Source organism: Bacillus sp. FSL P2-0099 (genome assembly GCF_038007445.1).
In the GTDB taxonomy this organism is placed as follows: Bacteria; Bacillota; Bacilli; order Bacillales; family Bacillaceae_G; genus Bacillus_A; species Bacillus_A mycoides.
Window position 1 is genome coordinate 1457773 of record NZ_JBBOXE010000001.1, and the last position, 17406, is coordinate 1475178.

Genomic DNA, 17406 nt, shown 5'->3' on the forward strand with positions numbered 1-17406 from the left:
CATATAGATAAAAGGGCGGTGAGAGCTTTGAAAGAAATTAAGTGTGAATGTGGACATGTTAATCCGATAGGAACCATTTTTTGTGAAGCATGTGGGAAACCATTTGAAAGTAATGAAAATATAAAATTATTGGATATGAGATATGAGGGGAGTGCTCGGAGATCTCTCACACATACAAAAACGATAGTCGATAAAATTTGGAGTTTTTTCTCTTCTGTAAAAGTAGGTGTATGGTTAATCGTAATAACTTTAGCTTCATCGGCAATAGGAACTATCTTTCCCCAAGAAATGTACATAACTCCAGGAATCGAACCAGCTGAATATTATAAGACCGAGTATGGATTTTTAGGACAATTATACTATCAATTAGGATTTAATAATTTATATGGATCATGGTGGTACATGATTTTAATTGCTTCCATTGGTATTTCACTTGTTATATGTAGTTTAGACCGTGTCATTCCTCTTTATAAAGCTTTAAAAAAACAAGGGGTGAAAAGACACCCAAGTTTTTTGAAAAGACAGAGAGTGCACGGGACTGGTACGCCGCATGAAGGTGACTTAGAACGAGTTCAAATTAATTTAAAGAAACGTAATTATAATGTAAAAGTGGAAGACGGGAACGTTTTAGCGGAAAAGGGACGTTTTTCACGTTGGGGTCCATATGTAAACCATATTGGTCTTATTATCTTTCTATTCGGTGCAATGCTACGTTTTTTACCGAGTATGTATGTAGATGAAGCACTTTGGTTACGTGACGGTGAAACGAAAGAAATACCAGGAACAGATGGTCAATACTATTTGAAAAACGAAAAGTTTATCAAGGAAGTTTATGATAAGAGTAAGGATAAAGAAGTTTTTGATGAAGCAATTGATCGTGTTGGTGATAAAATGATTGCGAAAAACTTCCAAACAAATGCTGTATTATATAAAGCGGTAGGAGAAAATATAGCGGGTCAAAAACCAAAATTAGAAAAGGTAAAAGAAGCTGAAATTCGAGTGAATGAGCCACTGAAATTTGATCAATTTGCTGTTTATCAAGTGGATTACAAAGAAAGTGAATTTAAAAGCATGTCATTCCATTTGCAAAACAAAGAAAATAATCAAAAGTGGGGACCGATTAAAGTAGATTTAACGAATCCTACAGAAAAATTTGATTTAGGAAATGGTTATTCTTTAGAACTATTAAGCTATTTTCCAGATTTTTATTTTGACGAGAATGGAAGACCAAATACGAAAACGAAATTACCAAACAACCCTGCATTTGTGTTTAAAATGTTTACGCCTGAAACACCAGATGGTGAAGTGAGTTTCGTCGGTATTCAGCAAAATATAGAACCAGATGGGAATAACAAATATAAAATGTCATTTGCAGGTGTGGAAATGCAAAATGCAACAGCTCTTACAGTAAGAAAAGATTTGACGCTTTGGATTCTCGGTATTGGAGGATTTATATTTATGGTTGGTGTGATTCAAGGTATGTATTGGAACCATCGCCGTATTTGGATACAACGTGTTAATGATGAATGGTGGGTTGCAGGCCATACGAATAAAAATTGGTTCGGCTTAAAGAAAGATATTGAAAGAGTACTAGAAGGAACAGCGATTCCACAACCACACGATAAAATGAATGAAAAAAATTAGTTAAGGTGGGGAAACGATATGGTACAAATAAGTAGTAATTTTCTGTTCGCGGCGTTTATCTTATATTTAATTGCAACTTTATTTTTTGGAGGAGCAATTAAAGAAAAAGGTAACAAGTGGGCAAATATAGGTATAACTATAACAATTTTAGGATTTATTGCACAAATAGTATATTTTGTTACAAGATGGATCGCATCAGGACATGCACCGGTTAGTAACTTTTTTGAATTTGGTACATTTTTTGGCATGATGCTTGTGGGAGCTTTTATCATTATGTACTTTGTGTATCGTGTAAGTATTATTGGTTTATTTGCTTTACCGGTAGCTCTTTTATTAATCGCTTATGCAAGTATGTTCCCGAGAGAAATTTCGCCGCTTATCCCATCTTTAAAGAGTAATTGGCTACATATTCATGTAACGACAGCGGCAGCGGGACAAGCAATATTAGCAATTAGTTTTATTACAGGCGTAATGTATTTACTGAAAAATGTAGATCAATCAACAAGAAGTAAGCGTACATTTTGGTTAGAGACAGTAGTTTTCACACTTGTTTGTACAGTTGGGTTTATTGGAATAACAACGGTATTTTCTAGTATGAAATACGAAGCGAAGTTTCAATGGATTGATAAAAATGAACAACAAGTTGAAATGAAGTATAATCTCCCTGCTTTAGTTGGACCGCATGAAGGGAAGTTAATGACAGAAAATAAATTAGAGCCAACAGTTGAAGTTCCAGCGATTGTAAATGCGAAAAAATTAAATACTGTTATTTGGTCAGTGTTAGTCGGAACGCTACTTTATATTGTATTAAGACTTGTTTTACGTAAACGAGTGTCAGCGGCACTTCAGCCGTTAGTAAAGAATACGAATAGTGATTTATTAGATGAAATCGGATATCGTTCTATTGCGATAGGATTCCCGGTGTTTACATTAGGAGCATTAATCTTTGCAATGATCTGGGCTCAAATCGCTTGGACGCGCTTTTGGGGTTGGGATCCAAAAGAAGTTTGGGCGCTTATTACTTGGCTCTTTTATGCTGCGGTATTACATTTACGTTTATCTAAAGGATGGCATGGAGAAAAATCCGCCTGGCTTGCAGTGATTGGTTTTGCAATCATTATGTTTAACTTTATTGTAGTAAACTTAATTATCGCGGGTTTACATTCATATGCATAGAGAAATAAAATAGGAGAGTGTATGTCACTTTCCTATTTTATTTTTGTCAAATTTTCTTCTTTTTTGAGAAAAACATGACAAAGTAGCGGTTGATTCTGTAAAATGATGTCGAGGACCAAATATACTGTTCAAAAAAAATACATAGTTTTGGAAAAAAAATGAACAAACTTTATTATTCTTGTGAAGCATAATATGGGAAGTGGAACGTTAAAAAATGCTTAATTAAACGAGGATAGGTGCAACATTATATTGTAGAAGGGTAGGTGTAAACCGTTGTGGTAAAAGTACGCAGCGGGTAGAAATGGAAAATGAATCAAGAATTTTAATTGTAGACGATGAGGATCGTATTCGTCGTTTATTAAAGATGTATTTAGAAAGAGAGCAATACACAATTGAAGAAGCGGATAATGGTGATACAGCTTTAGAAATGGCGTTACAAAATGATTATGATTTAATTCTACTGGATATTATGATGCCTGGTAAAGATGGTATCGAAGTGTGTAAAGGGATTCGTGAGAAGAAAGCGACGCCAATTATTATGCTGACAGCAAAAGGTGAAGAAGTAAATAGGGTACAAGGGTTTGAAGTTGGAACTGATGATTATATTGTAAAGCCGTTTAGCCCGCGTGAAGTAGTACTTCGTGTGAAAGCAGTATTACGCCGCGCTGTACCAACGACATTCTTTACACAAGATACAACGACGAAAGATGTTACTGTTTTCCCTCATTTAACAATTGATAATGATGCGCACCGCGTTACAGCGGATGGTAATGAAGTAAACTTAACACCGAAAGAATATGAATTACTATTATTCTTAGCGAAATCCCCGGATAAAGTTTTTGACCGTGAGCAATTGTTAAAAGAAGTATGGCAATATGAGTTCTTCGGAGATTTACGTACAGTTGATACGCATGTAAAGCGTTTACGTGAAAAGTTAAGTAAACAATCACCAGATGCAGCGAAAATGATTGTTACCGTTTGGGGCGTAGGTTACAAGTTTGAGGTTGTGAACGACTGATGCTTTGGAGAAGTGTAGTAGGGAAGTTATGGATGACCATATTACTTCTCGTTTCGTTTGTTCTTGGATTTGTTGCTATTTTACTTTCACAGTTTTTTAGAACGTATTATGTTGATATGAGTGAAGCTAGGCTTCAGAAAGTTGCAACAAGTGTCACGGAATTAATTGAAGAAGGTGCCGATGTAAAAACGATTGAGGATATTGCTTACAAATTTTCTGATCCACTTTCAAGGATTATCATTGTAGAAGACGGTAAGGAAATTTCTTCTTCGCCGAAACAAGAAGGATTAGTTACTCTTACAATAGATGATTTGAAAAATGATAAAGAATTAGCAGCTGTTTTTACAGATAAAAAGGATATTAAGAATAATATTAGAAAAGCTTCTAATAGTAGGAAGAATAAAAATACTGAAAATGATATTATGATCGTCGGGAAACCAGTACAGTCAAAAAATCAAAGTGCAGTGTTTGTATATGAATCATTGCAAGTTCCAATACAAGGTATGGAGAGAACGACTGATTTTATTTTCTTATCAGCCGGGATTGCGATTATTTTAACGACTTTCTTTGCATTTTTCTTATCTACTCGAATTACGGCACCACTTCGTAAAATGCGTGAGGTTGCATTTGAGGTAGCACGCGGGAAATTTGATACGAAAGCCCCTATGGTGTCGCAGGACGAAATTGGTGAGCTTGCAACTGCTTTAAATCAAATGGGAAAACAGTTGAAGTTTAATATGAATGCCCTGCAGCAAGAAAAAGAGCAGTTAGCTAGCATTTTGAGTAGTATGGCAGATGGTGTTGTTACGTTAAATCAAGAAGGTGAAGTCGTTGTTATCAACCCACCGGCAGAACACTTCTTACAAGTTTGGCAAGAAGAAAAAGAAGTAGAGTTAATTAAAAAACTGCCTTCTGAACTTGTTGAACTATTCCATCTCGTTGTAGAAAGTGAGCAACAACAAGTTGTTGAAATTAATTTGCAAAAAGGTAACTACGTAGTTCTTATGACACCGCTTTACAATCAAACAAAAATTCGTGGAGCTGTAGCAGTATTGCGAGATATGACGGAGGAGCGTCGTCTTGAGAAAATGCGTCAAGACTTTATTGCGAATGTATCACATGAACTTCGTACACCGATGGTAATGCTTCAAGGATATAGTGAAGCAATTTTAGATGATATTGTGCAAACGAAAGAAGAAATTAATGAGTTTGTTCAAATTATTTATGATGAATCTGTTCGTTTAGGTAAACTTGTAAATGAGTTATTAGATTTAGCCCGTATGGAAAGTGGACATGTAGAGTTACATATAGGGGAAGTAGATATTCATCCATTTGTCGAAAAAATTGGCCGTAAATTCCAGGGGATTGCAAAGGATAAAGAAGTCCAATTAACAGTGGATTTCCAAAGTCCAATTGAACAATATCCGTTTGATGCAGACCGTATGGAACAGGTACTGACGAATTTAATTGATAATGCAATCCGTCATACAAATGCAGGTGGACATGTTACACTTGTAATTAATACGAAAAATAGTGGCCTTACTTTCGAAGTGCAAGATTCAGGTGCTGGTATTCCAGAAGAAGATATTCCGTTCTTGTTCGATCGATTCTATAAAGCTGATAAAGCGAGAACTCGCGGGAAAAAAATTGGAACAGGACTCGGGCTTGCGATTGCTAAAAATATTGTTCAAGGTCATGACGGGAAGATTTTTGTATCAAGTGTCGTTGGAGAAGGAACTACATTCTCTGTATATTTACCAAATCGTATAATTTAGATATATATGTTTTTTAAAAGTTGATTATGAATAAAAGCTTTACTGTTTTTTTATTTTTTTGTAAGTGCAATTAAATAAAGAATGGTAGAGTTTTTTTCTTTAATAATCAGAATGAAAATAAAAAGAGAGGTGTCATAATGAAATGAAACTTTATACAAAAACAGGTGATAAAGGGGAAACGAGTGTCATAGGTGGCCGAGTGGATAAAGATCATATACGTGTAGAAGCTTATGGAACAATTGATGAGGCGAATTCTCATATCGGATATGCCATGTCTAAATTACAAGAGGAATGTTTTCGTAACATTTATAACGAACTTGAAAATATTCAACATGAACTATTTGATTGTGGAGGGGATTTAGCAATAGTAGAGAAGAAAATCCCTTATAAAGTAACGATAGAGATGGTCGAGTATTTAGAGAGACGAATTGATTCGTATACAGAAGAAGCGCCGCCTTTAGAGCGTTTTATTTTACCAGGCGGTAGCGAGATATCGGCTGCACTACACATTGCACGTACAGTTATAAGAAGAGCAGAACGTTGTATAGTGTCATTGCAAAAAGAAGGAGAAACCAATGAAATTGTTCTAAAGTATGTAAATAGGTTATCTGATTATTTATTTGCGCTTGCTAGAGTAATAAATGCGCGTTTACAAGTGAAAGATGTGGAGTATAACCGCAGTGCACTTGTTTTTCGTAATAAAGAAGAGAAGGAAGTGGAGTAATACACTTTCTTTTTTTTGTATACTTTTTTCTGTAATATCCCACAATAGAGAAGGTATGACGGCTATTAGAAAACGGAGGATGTATATGAAAGCGTTAAAATGTGGCGTGGTGATATTGAGTGTGTTATTTTTATCTCAATTACATGTTTACGCTGAAGGGAATCAGTGGATATGGCCTGTTGATGGGCAGATAAGTGATTATTTTGGGACAAGACATGGGAAACACTATGGTATTGATATAGCTGCGCCTATTGGAACGCCTGTTGCAGCTATTCAAGATGGTAAGGTGACAAAGTCTTATTTTTCAAGTAGTTATGGAAATGTTGTGTTTATTAAACATGGAGAATATGAGGCTGTTTATGCGCATTTAAATAAGAGATATGTAGTTCAAGGTGATAACATTTCAAAAGGAGAGCTAATTGGAGAGGTAGGGAATACAGGAGAATCGCGAGGAGCGCATTTACATTTAGAAGTGCATCAAGGGAGATGGACGATGGAGAAAAGGAATGCGATGAATCCGTTGCTTGTTTTAAATGAACAAAAAAATCAAGTTGTGTCATCATCACTATATATTGTACAAAAAGGTGATACTTTAGTTGGTATTGCCCGGAAATTTAGTATGACAGTTGAGGAAATTAAAGTGAGGAATGGATTGCGACAAGAGCAAATCTATCCGAACCAACAACTATACGTCAAGTAAAGGCAACGTCCCAAAAGCATAACTTTTGAATAAATTTATTTTCTTCTTATTTAAGATTGCGATAGTAAATGAAATTATATCGAACATAGCTATTATTATATCGACATTTCGACAAGAAATATCGACTAACAATAAAATGCGACAATAAGAGCAACCTATTCCTAACGAAAAACCGTCCCAAAAAGATCTTTTGGGACGGCTTCTTTTACCAAAAAATAAAGACACATATAAATCCAGTAATAGCTAAGTAGCTATATAAGTAAAAGACTTTTGTTCTTGTTTTTTCTTTTGTCCGAAATAGTACGATAGTTGGTTCGATTAGACCAATTGTAAGACAAAGTAAACCAAGAAGCATAAAGCCAATTGAAAGAGAATACAGGGCGATTTGTGGTGCTTGAAATGGAATCATCCATTTTAATAAAAATGCAATAAGTGCAGTGTAACAAATGCAACCGATGTATTTATTCAATGGTGTATCAGAACGGAAACCAGGAAGTTTCTTGGAAAACGGACGGGAAACAACTTCCGTTTGTAAAGATGTATGTTCTTCAATTATTTTTTGAGCTTCTTTTCCTTTTTGGAAAAGGGATAAAATCCAATTTCGCTCACCTTGGAAAATAAATTGAGAAGTTGTTAAATAGTGATCAACTTTTACCTTATTCCAACTCTTCCATGGATGACGCTCACACAATTTTAATTTACTTTCTGTTTTTTTATCATACTGATAAATACTTATGCCATCTTGGTCAAAAGTAGCGTAGTATGTCTCTCTTGAGAATGTGCCTAGATCAATTGGACAGTAGAAAAGTAATTCTTTTTTCAAATAAAAGTATTCTTTTCTTAAGTTCTTTTTCATTGCTTCTCGAATAGAGTGTCTTTTATCTTTCTTCATGACATTTCCTCCATAACTCAGAAAATGTTCTTATCTTAACAATTCAACATCTTATCACTTTTGACGACATATGACTAGGGGGATTCATAAGAGAAATACCGAATTATAAAAAATATGGGTTGTATTGTAAAAAATAGTGATCGTTTCTTTAATTATATAAAATTAATAACTTATTTTTAGTAAGTTACACTTTTTTTGTTCACAATACGATCATGTTGTTGTATAATGAAGTGGAAAATAGAATATCGGTCTATCTTCGGGGCAGGGTGAAAATCCCGACCGGCGGTGATGAACATTTAATAATTTCGTTCTAAGCCCGCGAGCCGTTAAGGCAGGATTTGGTGTGATTCCAAAGCCGACAGTACAGTCTGGATGGGAGAAGATGGAGGTTCAAGCGTTCAAAAAAGATAAGTATTTGAACGTCTGTTTGATGTGCCTTAAAATTCTCCCTTTGTGTAAATCACAAAGGGTTTTTTCGTTCTATGAAAAAATAGGCATAGCAGAACCTTTCCACTTTCCATGAGAAGATCGATGGAAAAGGAGAGAGAAAGATGAAACAAAAAAACAGTGTAGTGCAGATGGTGAGTGTAGCGATGCTAAGTAGTATTGCGTATTTACTAATGATGTTGGATTTTCCATTCCCAGGGCTTCCGCCATTTTTAAAAATTGATTTTAGTGATGTGCCAGCTTTAATTGCGGCGATAATTTTTAGTCCAATTGCAGGTGTAATTGTAGAAGCGATAAAAAATATTTTGCATTACGGAATTCAAGGAAGTTTAACGGGAGTACCAGTAGGAGAAGTAGCAAACTTTATAGCGGGATGTTTATTTATTGGTCCAGCAGCATTCTTATTCCGAAAGTATCGCACAGTAAAAAGTTTAACGACAGGATTAATGCTAGGTACAATTACTATGACAGTTATTATGAGTGTGTTAAATTACATTATTATTTTACCAGCGTACACTTGGTTTTTAAATTCACCAGCTATGTCTAGTGATATTATGCGACAAACTATTGTAACGGCGATATTACCGTTTAATGTAATTAAAGGAATTGTTGTAACAATTGTATTTGTAGCACTATTTTCACGCTTGAAAGTATGGGTATTTGCAAAAATGAAAAATGCTTAAAAATATTAAACCATTGGCAGCGTAACTGCTAATGGTTTTTTTGTTAGTGAGAATGAAAAAGAGTGCAAAAAATCCCCCTCATACTTATGAGGGGGATTTTTTGAAGTTAATAAAAGACTATTCGAATTTTAAAGAGTCGCCATCAAATGATTCGTCAGCAACTTTAATTGAGTCAGTTGGACAACCTTCGAATGCATCCATCATATCTTCGATTAATACATCTGGAATTTCAACGATACCTTGGTTATCGTCTAATGTTACAAATGCAATGCCTTCATCATCATAGTCATAAATGTCTGGTGCAGCAGCACCACAAGCACCGCATGCAATACAAGTATCTTTGTCAACGATTGTATATTTTGCCATATTTTTTCCCTCCTGATAATATGTATGTGAAAAGTTCGCCAAAAAATTATAATCTTATTGTAAAACGGTTTTAAAAACTTTTCAACATAAAATTATAATGATAATGCTTATCAATTAGAGTGTCAACTTATTTTTGAATTATTTCATAAGATTTTCAAAATACTTAAATGTTATTTCGTTTGATACAATAGAATATATACAAGCATGTAGTGTGAATATGATAAGTTAAATGAATAGCAGTTAATGTGCAATCGTATTGAAAAAGGAATGAAGTTAGACTGAGAGGTGGAAGCGGTAATGCAGCTACAATATACTTTATTATATTGTTTAAAACAATTGAATGGTGAAAGAACCGTTTCTTCGATTTATTATTTATTAAAAGGAAAGAGATCGTCGCAAACATTACAAGATGGGAATATGTTTCAAATTTCTTTTTTGTTTGGGATTTATAAGTCATTAAATAGAGCTGATTATGATCAAGAAGTTGCAAAGTTGTTACAAACGAATTTAGTTCAAGGTATACATGATAATACATATGTGTTAACGACGGCTGGTAACGTGCAATTAAACAAATGGGAAGGTGACTTTGCCTTTCCGACATATTTAAATGGTTTACACTATGGTGAAATAGGTGAAACGTTTTGGAAGAGGTTATCATTGATCGTTCAAACTATTTCGAATTTACAACAGGCGAATACGAAATTTATTCCAATTCAACAGGATACAGAAATAATGATGTGGGTGAAACGTTTTCTCACTGGAATACCGTATATGAGAAGTGAATTGGCTAAAAGATTATGGAAGGAAATGCATACTCTTTTACAAAAAAATAATCCAGTAGAGGCGACAATCGTAATATATCGGTTAACTGGGTATAAACGTATTGGGTGTACTTTACAACAATTAGCGGAAATTACGAAACAAGATATATTTCGAGTGTATTTTTTATTTTGGGGTACAATTCATTTCCTTATTCAAGAAGTTCGCAATAAAGAAAATGAGTTTCCATTATTAGCTGAAATTATATCTTATCCAAATGAGAAAGCTGATTTATTTAGTTTATCAACGAAAAAAACATATAATCTTTGGAGACAAGGACGCTCTTTAGAAGAAATAGCAACAATTCGGAATTTGAAGGTTGCCACGATAGAAGACCATTTTGTAGAAATTGCTTTACGAGAAAAAGAATTTTCTATTGAAATGTTTATGGAAAAAGAAAAAATGGAAAAAGTAACAAAAGTAATTGAAGCATTACAAACACGTAAATTGCGTGTGTTGAAGCAAGCGGTTGGAGAGGAAATCTCTTATTTTGAAGTACGTCTTGTATTGGCACGGATGGAGGGTATAAATGAAGCTTGAGGAATATTTATATAAGTGGTTTGGATATTCTGAATTTCGTCCGGGGCAAAAAGGAGTTATTACGGACTTATTGGAAGGAAAAGATGTTGTAGCAATGCTTCCGACTGGAAGGGGAAAGTCAATGTGTTATCAACTTCCGGGGCTTCTGCAAGAGGGTACGGTGCTTGTTGTATCACCATTATTATCTTTAATGGAAGACCAAGTTACGCAATTAAAGTATGTCGTGAAAAATCGAGTTATTGCATTGAATAGTTTTCGGACGTTAATTGAAAAAAGAGAAGCAATGAAAAAGCTATCTTTTTATAAATTTGTTTTCGTATCACCAGAGATGTTGCAGTCGGAACTTCTAATAAGAGAATTGAAAAAAATTCATATTTCATTATTTGTCGTAGATGAAGCGCATTGTATTTCACAATGGGGCTATGATTTTCGGCCAGATTATAAAAAATTAGATAAAGTAATTGAGAGTATCGGATCTCCGACAGTATTAGCATTAACAGCAACTGCGACAAAGGATGTATTGCGAGATATAGCGGAAAGTTTAAATCTAAAAAATATTGCTGAGCATGTGTACTCAATTGATCGTCCAAATATTGCGATGGAAGTGCAATTTGTGGAAACAATAGAAGAAAAAAAAGAGGCGCTTTTTGAGCATGTAATGTATTTGCAAGGGCCTGGTATTGTTTATTGTTCAAGTAGGGCCTGGACAGAGCGTTTAACCGAGTATTTAAGAGGAAAAGGAATTACAGGTGTAGCTTTTTATCATGGTGGTATGGAACATGAAGAGCGTATGTTAATTCAACAACAGTTTATGAATGACCAGTTGCAAATTGTAATATGTACAAGTGCTTTTGGGATGGGGGTAAATAAGGCGAATACAAGATATATTATTCATTTTCAATATCCGACAAATGTAGCTTCCTATTTACAAGAAATTGGAAGAGCGGGAAGAGATGGAGAATTGAGTATAGCCATTTTATTATGTAGTCCATTGGATCACGATTTGCCAATTTCAATCATTGAAGATGAATTACCAAGTAAATCGCAAATACAATTTTTATTTTCGTTACTACAAGAAAGAATGTTTCAAACGAAAGTATTACCATTAGAAGATGTAGAAGAAATTTGTTATAATGCAGCAAGATTTAATGAACAGTATTGGCGCTTTACACGTTATCATCTCGAACATCTTGGAATCATACAACAGCGAAATCTCATGTTAGAGAGCTTGTCAGATGAAATAATGCACAGATTAATAGCGGAAGTGGAAGTGAGAATGCGTAATAAATATAGTGAGCTAGAAAATATGAAGTCATGGATACAGGTTCAAGGATGTAGACGTGAATATTTATTACAACAATTCGGTTATAGAAAAGAAAAAGAGATAGAAAACTGTTGTGATTACTGTGGTATTACAAAAACGGATTATAAAAAAAGACGAGCGCAACAGTTAGTTTTCGACTATAATTGGGAAACAGAGTTACAAAAGCTTTTCGGCCTAGGAAAGATGGAGGAATGATGAACATTCAAAGGCATAATGTTGAAGATATGAGTCCGAGAGCAATAAGACTGAATCTCTACATAACACAACTAATCATTATTGGTATCGGTTGTTTACTAGCATATATATTATTTCAAGATAAAAGAGAAGTTTATAGTTTATGGAAATGGGAACCGGTTTCTATACTTTTAATAGGTAGCTTGTTAGCGATTTGTATTGTCTTATTAGATTATGTTGCAATGCGAGTGTTTCCAGAATCTTGGTTTGATGATGGTGGCATTAACGATAGAATGTTTCAAGGGATTTCTGTCATGCATTTACTCGTTATCACGTTTATTATTGGCTTTGCGGAAGAGTTTTTATTTAGAGGTGTAGTGCAGACTCATTTCGGAATTGTAATAGCGAGTTTAATTTTTGCAGTGTTACATATTCGGTATATAACGAAGCCTTTTTTGTTTTGTTTCGTCTGCTTTATTAGTTTTGTTTTTGGTTATGTATTCGAGTGGACAGGAAATTTATTTATAACAATCTTTGCACACTTTCTTGTTGATTTTATAATGGGGCTCCAATTAAGAAAATAAATGGAAGGTGGTGGTGAACAACATGAGAAAACGAATTCCTGATTTTGAAGAGGAGTTAGAAGTTGAGCAAGTGGAAGAAGATGAAAGTTTACCGCCGCGTAGTGAAATTCATAGAAATAAAGAGAACAAACCAAAGTTTAAAATGAATCACATTTTCGTCCGAGTGTTAACATTTTTGTTCATATTGTTACCTATTAGTATCCTATGGTATACAGATAAGTATATACAGGTAAAAAGTGATAGTAATAATGCTGAGAAAAGTGCGTTTGAAGTAATTTTCTTTGATTCCGCTAAGACTGAATCAAAGAAGCAGTCTGAGAAAGTAGCAACTCATGTTGTGAAAGATGGAGAAACTTTAGAAAGTATAGCGAAGCAATATTTCTCAGATGAAGATGGGATAGAAATAATAAAAAAGTATAATGATTTACAAGAAGACGAAGTGAAGGTAGGACAAGAATTGAAAATTCCTATAAAAGATAAGTCCACGAAGTATGAGAGCTAGCTAAATGAGTGATATATAGCTCCACATAAAATTAAGGACTATACTTTACGAGGAGGGAGAGTAAAAAATATATGTCATGGATTATATTATTATGTACTCTCATATGCATTGGTTTTGTATGTCTTCTTGGAATGTATAAAGAAGCGATGCGTAATACAGTGTTGGAACATACTTTAGTGTTCGAAGAATTTCCGGAAAGTTTTCAAAAAGTTAAAGTTTTTTTTATTTCGGATATTCATAGAAGGATCATTTCTAGCTCGCTAATTGAACGAGTGAAAGGAAAAGCAGATATCGTAATTATTGGCGGTGATTTAGCTGAAAAAGGAGTACCTTTATCGCAAATCTCTTTAAATATTCAAAAGTTAAGAGAAATAGCCCCTGTATATTTTGTATGGGGAAATAATGACTATGAAATTGAATATCACGAATTAGATGCTTTATTAATAGAAAATAATGTGAAGGTATTAGATAATACAAGAGTTGTATTTGAGTCTGAATTAGGAGAGAAAATTTGCTTACTCGGTATCGATGATGTTGGATTAGAACGAGATCGTTTAGATTTAGCGTTGTCTGATTGTAAAGAAGAAGGTTTTCGCATTTTAATTAGTCACAACCCAGATATAATAAAGAAAATGTCTGGTAATGAACAAATTTCGCTCGTATTAAGTGGACATACACATGGAGGCCAGATTCGGTTGTTTCCATCTGAAAAGTATTTAAAGGGTGGCGTATATAAGCATTCTAATACGACTCTCTTTGTTAGTAATGGGTATGGAACAACATTGTTCCCTCTTCGTTTTCGGGCACCTTCCCAAACACATATCATTACGTTATGCGGAGGGAAATAATGCCGAATTCAAATGGGAAATATAATATAAAAGCTGTCTCAAATATACTCGGAATTCAACCGAGTACACTTCGCGCATGGGAAAGACGCTATCATATTATTGCCCCAAAGAGAAATCGTGCGGGGCATCGTTTATATACAGAAGAGCATATTCATATTTTGAAATGGTTAATGAACAAAGTTTCTGAGGGGATGATGATTGGACAAGCAGTTCAGTTATTAGAAGGGAATCGGTTGCAGAACAACGTTCAAAAAGAAAAAATTATTGATACAGAAGTTGTTTTAGTGGACGATATACTACAAGCTTTGTTAGAATTTGATGAAATTACAATTTCTGCATTATTAAACGAGGTTTTTAGTATATATTCAACGGAAAAGGTTGTTGCAAGCATCATTCTTCAAGTGGCAAACAAGTTGTTAACTTTAAAAAGTAATAATGAGATTACAATGTCGCAATTCAAATATGTTGTATCATTCTTACAAACACGTTTAGGAATGATCTATCATAATGCGTCGGTGTATTCTTCCGTTAACAAAGTTTTCGTTTTAGAAAATAATATATTAAAAGGATTTATTTTCGCGACGTATTTACGACTAAAAGGATATCAAACAATGTATATGGGGACAAGTTTAGATGAAGAAGGTATTTTACTAGCTATTGAACAATTACAACCTAAATATTTGTTTATATCTTTTGATGATGAACGAGAACTTGAAGAGGCAGTAGAATTTATTGACTTGTTGCAAGAAAAAAATGAAAACATCTCTGGTGGTTTTATAGGAAGAAAAGGCATTGGAGATCAATTAAATCTTCAAAATATCCTAATTGGTAACACGAAAGAAGAATGGGATGGATGGTTAAAGATGCCGGAATAGTCGTTCGAAAAGAACCATCTATTTTCTATTTCATATAATAAAAATTAGATGCAATGGTTACGTAGGGAGGGTATGAGATGAGACTGGAACGTTTAAATTATAATAAGATTAAAATTTTCCTAACATTTGATGATTTATCTGAACGAGGATTAACGAAAGAAGATTTGTGGAGAAATGCACCGAAAGTACAGCAACTATTCCGTGATATGATGCAAGAAGCAAATACAGAATTAGGGTTTGAAGCGGATGGACCGATTGCTGTTGAAGTATTTTCTCTACAAGCTCAAGGTATGGTTGTAATTGTAACAAAAGAAAATCACGAAGTGGACACAGAAGATGAGTTCCGTGACGAGTTTATTGAAATGCAAGTGACTCTTGATGAAAGTGAACATATACTTTACGAGTTTGCTACATTAGATGATGTAATCAATTTGTCAAATCGCTTATATAACCTTGGTGTAACTGATGGGAAGTTGTATACGTGGGATGATCGTTTTTATCTTTGGATAGAAGAAGAAGAGCAATTTCAATTATTGAAGGCGGATTTTATAGCTATTTTAGCGGAGTATGGTAATCCGTCAACAGCAACAATTTACCGCGTAATGGAATATGGTAAAGAATTAATGGATTCTCAAGCGATTGAACAAATATACAATTACTTTGTGAAAAAACAAAACCTCAGCTAATGTAACGTAGCTTGAGGTTTTATTTTTATTCAGCTGAAAATCTATAAAACGAAGTGTAGGTAACAAGACTAGCCGATCTGTATGTTAAAATGTAATCAGTATTTCTTGATGAAATAATGGTTTTATCGAATGTATTTTGATGAAAATAAAAAATATTTAAATATTTAAGTATTTTACTTTTCTAAAAGCAATAAAAGGACTATAATAATAGTGAAAACGCTTGCAATGCAAAATAGTTTGTATATATTTGTTAGCGTTTTCTATTGCATTCCAAATTTAACGGTGTATACTAGGCAATGAAGGTTTACTAAACAAGTGAAATTACAGGGGGTTTACTTACTATGGTAGCCGAAAAGGGAACTCAAACGAAAACACAACAACAAGGGGAACAACATTTTGAATTGTTAAATTCAACACAAATTGTAATTAATGAAGCATTAGAAAAATTGGGTTATCCAAACGAAGTATATGAATTATTGAAAGAACCAATTCGTATGATGACAGTGAAAATTCCAGTTCGTATGGATGACGGGACTGTTAAAATATTTACAGGATATCGTGCACAACATAATGATGCTGTTGGTCCAACGAAAGGTGGAATTCGCTTCCATCCAAACGTAACAGAAAATGAAGTGAAAGCACTTTCTATTTGGATGAGTTTAAAATGTGGTATTGTTGATTTACCATATGGTGGAGGTAAAGGTGGAATCATTTGTGACCCACGTGAGATGTCTTTCCGTGAATTAGAAAGATTAAGCCGCGGTTATGTACGAGCAATTAGCCAAATTGTTGGTCCGACAAAAGATATTCCGGCTCCAGATGTATTTACAAACTCACAAATTATGGCATGGATGATGGATGAGTATAGCCGTATCGATGAATTTAATTCACCAGGATTTATTACAGGTAAACCACTTGTATTAGGTGGATCACACGGACGTGAAACAGCGACTGCAAAAGGTGTAACAATTTGTATTCGTGAAGCTGCGAAAAAACGTGACATTGATATTAAAGGTGCACGCGTTGTTGTTCAAGGATTTGGTAATGCGGGTAGCTTCTTAGCTAAATTTATGCATGATGCAGGCGCGAAAGTAATTGCAATTTCAGATGCTTACGGTGCATTACATGATCCGAATGGATTAGATATTGACTACTTACTAGATCGTCGCGATAGCTTTGGTACTGTAACAAAACTATTTAATAATACAATTTCAAATACAGAACTGTTAGAACTTGATTGCGACATTTTAGTTCCTGCTGCAATTGAGAACCAAATTACAGAAGAAAATGCTGATAAGATTAAAGCGAAAATTGTGGTTGAAGCTGCAAATGGTCCAACTACATTAGAAGCAACAAAAATCTTAACAGATCGTGGTATCTTACTTGTTCCAGACGTATTAGCAAGTGCTGGTGGCGTTACGGTATCTTACTTTGAGTGGGTACAAAATAACCAAGGTTACTACTGGACTGAAGAAGAAGTAGAACAACGTTTAGAAAAAGTAATGGTAAAATCATTCGATTCAATTTATGAAACATCACAAGTTCGTAAAGTGAACATGCGCTTAGCTGCATACATGATTGGTGTTCGTAAAATGGCTGAGGCTAGTCGCTTCAGAGGTTGGGTATAAT

General features: G+C 34.3%; 17 protein-coding genes and 1 riboswitch. Of the genes, 15 read left to right on the plus strand and 2 right to left on the minus strand.

What is annotated here, in order from left to right; all coding sequences use genetic code 11:
• The first annotated feature begins 27 nt into the window (after positions 1–27).
• The 6 genes from resB (at position 28) to MKY90_RS07535 (ending at position 7037) form a co-directional block, all read left to right on the plus strand.
• A complete protein-coding gene (resB, locus tag MKY90_RS07510; protein WP_078184184.1) occupies positions 28–1644 on the plus strand; it encodes a cytochrome c biogenesis protein ResB in 1617 nt (538 codons plus the stop codon).
• 18 nt (positions 1645–1662) lie between these two features.
• A complete protein-coding gene (gene resC, locus MKY90_RS07515) occupies positions 1663–2820 on the plus strand; it encodes a cytochrome c biogenesis protein ResC (RefSeq protein ID WP_002030737.1) in 1158 nt (385 codons plus the stop codon).
• Between the two features lie 301 nt (positions 2821–3121).
• A complete protein-coding gene (gene resD, locus MKY90_RS07520) occupies positions 3122–3838 on the plus strand; it encodes a DNA-binding response regulator ResD (protein ID WP_002011758.1) in 717 nt (238 codons plus the stop codon).
• Positions 3838–5613 (plus strand): sensor histidine kinase ResE, encoded by a 1776-nt coding sequence (resE, locus tag MKY90_RS07525; protein ID WP_002011760.1) that lies wholly within the window; start codon positions 3838–3840, stop codon positions 5611–5613. The genes resD and resE overlap by 1 nt, the downstream gene beginning before the upstream one ends.
• Positions 5614–5755: 142 nt before the next feature.
• On the plus strand, positions 5756–6337 hold the full coding sequence (locus MKY90_RS07530) for a cob(I)yrinic acid a,c-diamide adenosyltransferase (protein ID WP_002011763.1): 582 nt from the start codon (positions 5756–5758) through the stop codon (positions 6335–6337).
• 85 nt (positions 6338–6422) lie between these two features.
• Positions 6423–7037, plus strand: a complete 615-nt coding sequence (locus MKY90_RS07535; RefSeq protein WP_078184185.1) for a peptidoglycan DD-metalloendopeptidase family protein — start codon at positions 6423–6425, stop codon at positions 7035–7037.
• 205 nt (positions 7038–7242) lie between these two features.
• Here the strand turns inward: MKY90_RS07535 and MKY90_RS07540 are convergent, their stop codons facing one another.
• Positions 7243–7929, minus strand: a complete 687-nt coding sequence (locus MKY90_RS07540; protein WP_002030740.1) for a hypothetical protein — start codon at positions 7927–7929, stop codon at positions 7243–7245.
• 248 nt (positions 7930–8177) lie between these two features.
• Positions 8178–8317: riboswitch (FMN riboswitch) on the plus strand.
• Positions 8318–8480: 163 nt separating this feature from the next.
• On the opposite strand from MKY90_RS07540, the gene MKY90_RS07545 reads away from it, so the two are divergent.
• On the plus strand, positions 8481–9059 hold the full coding sequence (locus MKY90_RS07545; RefSeq protein WP_341090940.1) for an ECF transporter S component: 579 nt from the start codon (positions 8481–8483) through the stop codon (positions 9057–9059).
• 117 nt (positions 9060–9176) lie between these two features.
• On the opposite strand, the gene MKY90_RS07550 is transcribed toward MKY90_RS07545, so the two are convergent.
• Positions 9177–9425: a ferredoxin gene (locus tag MKY90_RS07550; protein ID WP_001151994.1), complete on the minus strand. Its 249-nt coding sequence runs from the start codon at positions 9423–9425 to the stop codon at positions 9177–9179.
• Between the two features lie 297 nt (positions 9426–9722).
• On the opposite strand from MKY90_RS07550, the gene MKY90_RS07555 reads away from it, so the two are divergent.
• The 8 genes from MKY90_RS07555 (at position 9723) to gudB (ending at position 17405) form a co-directional block, all read left to right on the plus strand.
• Entirely contained in the window at positions 9723–10784 is a 1062-nt protein-coding gene (locus MKY90_RS07555) for a helix-turn-helix domain-containing protein (RefSeq protein WP_078184187.1), read from the plus strand.
• A complete protein-coding gene (locus tag MKY90_RS07560) occupies positions 10774–12303 on the plus strand; it encodes a RecQ family ATP-dependent DNA helicase (RefSeq protein WP_002086642.1) in 1530 nt (509 codons plus the stop codon). The genes MKY90_RS07555 and MKY90_RS07560 overlap by 11 nt, the downstream gene beginning before the upstream one ends.
• Complete coding sequence (locus MKY90_RS07565) at positions 12303–12866, plus strand: CPBP family intramembrane glutamic endopeptidase (protein ID WP_341093219.1); 564 nt, start codon at positions 12303–12305, stop codon at positions 12864–12866. The genes MKY90_RS07560 and MKY90_RS07565 overlap by 1 nt, the downstream gene beginning before the upstream one ends.
• Positions 12867–12888: 22 nt before the next feature.
• Entirely contained in the window at positions 12889–13368 is a 480-nt protein-coding gene (locus tag MKY90_RS07570; protein WP_002030746.1) for a LysM peptidoglycan-binding domain-containing protein, read from the plus strand.
• A 71-nt stretch (positions 13369–13439) separates the two neighbouring features.
• Entirely contained in the window at positions 13440–14216 is a 777-nt protein-coding gene (locus MKY90_RS07575) for a metallophosphoesterase (protein WP_002126398.1), read from the plus strand.
• The gene (locus tag MKY90_RS07580) at positions 14216–15091 is read left to right on the plus strand and encodes a MerR family transcriptional regulator (RefSeq protein ID WP_078184190.1); all 876 of its coding nucleotides are present in this window, start codon (positions 14216–14218) and stop codon (positions 15089–15091) included. Before MKY90_RS07575 ends, MKY90_RS07580 begins: the two co-directional genes overlap by 1 nt.
• A gap of 77 nt (positions 15092–15168) precedes the next feature.
• On the plus strand, positions 15169–15777 hold the full coding sequence (locus MKY90_RS07585; protein ID WP_002011786.1) for a genetic competence negative regulator: 609 nt from the start codon (positions 15169–15171) through the stop codon (positions 15775–15777).
• A 341-nt stretch (positions 15778–16118) separates the two neighbouring features.
• Positions 16119–17405, plus strand: a complete 1287-nt coding sequence (gene gudB / locus MKY90_RS07590; protein ID WP_000225168.1) for an NAD-specific glutamate dehydrogenase — start codon at positions 16119–16121, stop codon at positions 17403–17405.
• Position 17406 lies beyond the last annotated feature (1 nt).

Coding starts and splice junctions, on each gene's coding strand:
- MKY90_RS07570 (WP_002030746.1), top strand. CDS start 12,889: ATGAGAAAACGAATTCCTGATTTTGAAGAGGAGTTAGAAGTTGAGCAA.
- resC (WP_002030737.1), top strand. CDS start 1,663: ATGGTACAAATAAGTAGTAATTTTCTGTTCGCGGCGTTTATCTTATAT.
- MKY90_RS07580 (WP_078184190.1), top strand. CDS start 14,216: ATGCCGAATTCAAATGGGAAATATAATATAAAAGCTGTCTCAAATATA.
- MKY90_RS07530 (WP_002011763.1), top strand. CDS start 5,756: ATGAAACTTTATACAAAAACAGGTGATAAAGGGGAAACGAGTGTCATA.
- MKY90_RS07560 (WP_002086642.1), top strand. CDS start 10,774: ATGAAGCTTGAGGAATATTTATATAAGTGGTTTGGATATTCTGAATTT.
- MKY90_RS07535 (WP_078184185.1), top strand. CDS start 6,423: ATGAAAGCGTTAAAATGTGGCGTGGTGATATTGAGTGTGTTATTTTTA.
- MKY90_RS07555 (WP_078184187.1), top strand. CDS start 9,723: ATGCAGCTACAATATACTTTATTATATTGTTTAAAACAATTGAATGGT.
- gudB (WP_000225168.1), top strand. CDS start 16,119: ATGGTAGCCGAAAAGGGAACTCAAACGAAAACACAACAACAAGGGGAA.
- MKY90_RS07540 (WP_002030740.1), bottom strand. CDS start 7,929: ATGAAGAAAGATAAAAGACACTCTATTCGAGAAGCAATGAAAAAGAAC.
- MKY90_RS07565 (WP_341093219.1), top strand. CDS start 12,303: ATGAACATTCAAAGGCATAATGTTGAAGATATGAGTCCGAGAGCAATA.
- MKY90_RS07550 (WP_001151994.1), bottom strand. CDS start 9,425: ATGGCAAAATATACAATCGTTGACAAAGATACTTGTATTGCATGCGGT.
- MKY90_RS07585 (WP_002011786.1), top strand. CDS start 15,169: ATGAGACTGGAACGTTTAAATTATAATAAGATTAAAATTTTCCTAACA.
- MKY90_RS07575 (WP_002126398.1), top strand. CDS start 13,440: ATGTCATGGATTATATTATTATGTACTCTCATATGCATTGGTTTTGTA.
- resE (WP_002011760.1), top strand. CDS start 3,838: ATGCTTTGGAGAAGTGTAGTAGGGAAGTTATGGATGACCATATTACTT.
- resD (WP_002011758.1), top strand. CDS start 3,122: ATGGAAAATGAATCAAGAATTTTAATTGTAGACGATGAGGATCGTATT.
- MKY90_RS07545 (WP_341090940.1), top strand. CDS start 8,481: ATGAAACAAAAAAACAGTGTAGTGCAGATGGTGAGTGTAGCGATGCTA.